This window comes from Alkaliphilus transvaalensis ATCC 700919 (assembly GCF_000621485.1).
In the GTDB taxonomy this organism is placed as follows: domain Bacteria; phylum Bacillota; class Clostridia; order Peptostreptococcales; family Natronincolaceae; genus Alkaliphilus; species Alkaliphilus transvaalensis.
The window spans coordinates 1-2,840 of the sequence record NZ_JHYF01000031.1 but is presented as its reverse complement, the minus strand read 5'-3'; the positions used below and the strand labels follow the sequence as shown (position 1 = coordinate 2,840).

Genomic DNA, 2,840 nt, shown 5'->3' with positions numbered 1-2,840 from the left:
ATCGCAGGGGAACGAAGGTCCTGCCTTCCTTTAATAGGGCTTCTGTATCCATTTCTTGACTGGCACCGTTAACTAGATAGTTTTTATCCCCTATATATAGGATAATTTCTCTATCATTTAAAACCACTGTTACCTTTTGTTGACTACTGTTCCAATCTACCTTTGCCCCTAGGGCTTCACTAACAAAGCGTACTGGCACTTGGGTTCTACTATTGGCATCTACAAAGGGCTGGGCATCAGGTAATGTTATTCTTTCTCCGTTTACCACAATCCTTAAGGGAATCTGGCCATAGGTAGGCATTGCCCCTATGGATGTTACTAAGATTAACAACATTAAGATTAATAATCCTTTTTTCATTTTTGTAGCCTCCTTAAATTAATTATTTAAATTTACTTAGTTGCAGTAACTAAGTCTTTTTCTACCATGATATATTCATTAGATATGTCCTGCAGTCTTTTGGATAGTCTTCCTAATGAACCATCTAAGTTTATGGCCTTCTGTCTTACCTGTGCCAACTCCCGTCTAGTATCTTCTACTGCTTGTCTTACATAGAACTCTGAATATTGTCTGTTGCAATCTGTCAGTAGCCTTTCTGTATCGCCATTGACATTATTATATGCACTTTCTAGATCTCTTTGAAGGATTTTAGCCCTACTAGCCAGTTCTTTAATACGTTGGGGGGTTACGGATATGACTCCTTCTATAGCTCTACCCTTTATAGTATTTTTAATTGATTTATTTGCATTTCTTTTACTATTCTCATTATGTAGACTTATTAGCATCCAGCCTCCAAAGGTTGTTGCCATCCTTTCAAAGGCTTTTTTATAAGCTTTTCCATAGTCTATGGCACCTTGTTTTCCTATTCCCACTAGATTACTTACTAATTTCCTAGTGGCATCTAGGCTCTTTTCTCCATAATCCCCAAGAACCTTTTGGGTGGTGTTTATAAAGTCATCTCTAACACTTTTAAAGGTCCTTATTAGCCCCCCATTAGCTTCCATAACTGACCTCATAGCTTTTCCTTCAATATCTCTTATTCCCCTAAAAGTTGTTGTCACTACATCCTTTAGATCATTTTTTAGTTGATCATATCCCTTTAGGTTAGATTTAAAATCTTCAAAGGCATTATTGATTTTCCCTACAAGGTTTTCTCCCTTTTCCTTTAATGTCTTAATGAACTTTCTACTACTTTCTTCTATATTTCGAGTTAGTTGTACTAAGTTGTTATTGAAGTTATTTAGCAAATTATCTATAGATCTAATAACATTGTTTGAGAATTTTTCAATTGTTAGATTAAGGTCTTGTCCTTCTTCTAAGTCTAATACTAGCTCTTTTACAGCATTTCCTGTGTCTAATCCAAATTGATTTAGGGCTTTTCGGTTATTTTCTGTAAAGGATGCATAACTTTTTGATACTTCTTCTAAGTAATTTTCTCTTGCCATTTTAACTTCTCTTTGGTATTCATTAAAGGCTCCCCTTATTTCTTGATCAAAGCTATCAAGACCTATATTCTCTCCTATTGCCTTTAACTTACCTCTAAGTTCTGTTCTTAGTAGTTCATATTCTTTTATGTATTCCTCTTCTATCTTGATCATCTCTTTTTCTCTTTTGATTATAGCCTGTCCAATTTCTATTGTTGATCTAACAGACCAATCTTGTATTTCTTGAACCAATACCCTTGTGCCATTATCAACAAAATCCACTAGGATATCTTGAATATCTTTTCCAAATTCTCCAACGGCCTTTAATGTACCCCTCTTCATCTCTTCTATAACGGCATTGGTCTCATAACGAAGGGTTACGGTTGCTAGTGCCAAATTTCCGAAGGCCTGTATCGTTGCTACTATTTGCATTAAGTCAGCATTAGCCATCTCTACCACTAGGGGAATTGGAGCTGTTCTAATTTCTTCTTTTCCCATTAAACTACCATTTTCATCAAATTCAAAAGGAAACAGGTAATGGGGGTCTATAAATCCATTGATACTCCCTTCCTGCATACTTACATAAATTCGTTTTCCTATATGTAGTAGAGCCGATGAAACAAAATCATCGTAGGTAGCATAATTAATGAAGTCAGCATTCATTAACTTAAAATACATTGATGGATTTCGTAGTAAAGCTAGGGGGGATAGACCTTTTCCATTTAAGGCTCTACCTATAGCATTATCCTCTAATGCCAATATGTATTGTACTAGGCTACCACCTAAAGAGTGGCCAGCTAGATAGTTTATTCCATCTTTGGTCTTGTTTTTATCAAAAAAATCCTTTGCGGGTTGGTATTGAATAGACTCTGATATTAAACTATAGAAAAAGTTATTCTTCCAATCTATCGCCTTAAAAGGATTGATATCTTCTTCAGAACCCCTAAAGGCAAAAAACACTGCTCCTGTTTCCGGGTCTTCAAAGGCATAACCTACGAAGCCTGTACCTTTGTCATTATCTGCCCTGAGATTGTCATTTACATGATCCTTTATTACTAGACGAGATAGCAAAGGGTCCTTTGAAATTTCATCTAGGATATATTCAAAGGTAAATTCATCTTTACCGTTAAGACCTATGCTACCGCCTTCCATTAGAATGAGTTGGCCTTCTTCATTTTCTTTATATGTACCATTATAATGCCTTTCATATAGGGCTATTTTATCTTCTTCGTCTTTTATGTGTTGAGTTAGTTCAGTGATATTTTTACCTTTTTGTAGTTCTATAGTCTCGTCATATTGCTTTCGATCTTCTTCATTTGATACATCTAAATATGCCAGTGCAGCTAATAGCAAATATTGTCTATCGGTTAATTCTAGATTAGTCTTTCCATTCATACTTACTTTCCTCCTCTTGGATC

The 2,840-nt window shown here is 35.5% G+C and carries 2 protein-coding genes; both read right to left on the bottom strand.

The annotated features are described in order from the left end of the window. On the bottom strand, positions 1–358 hold a 358-nt coding region (locus T335_RS0115240), incomplete at its 3' end, for a copper amine oxidase N-terminal domain-containing protein (protein WP_026478301.1). A gap of 32 nt (positions 359–390) precedes the next feature. Beyond that, the gene (locus T335_RS0115235; RefSeq protein WP_026478300.1) at positions 391–2,817 is read right to left on the bottom strand and encodes a DUF2974 domain-containing protein; all 2,427 of its coding nucleotides are present in this window, start codon (positions 2,815–2,817) and stop codon (positions 391–393) included. Positions 2,818–2,840: the final 23 nt, after the last annotated feature.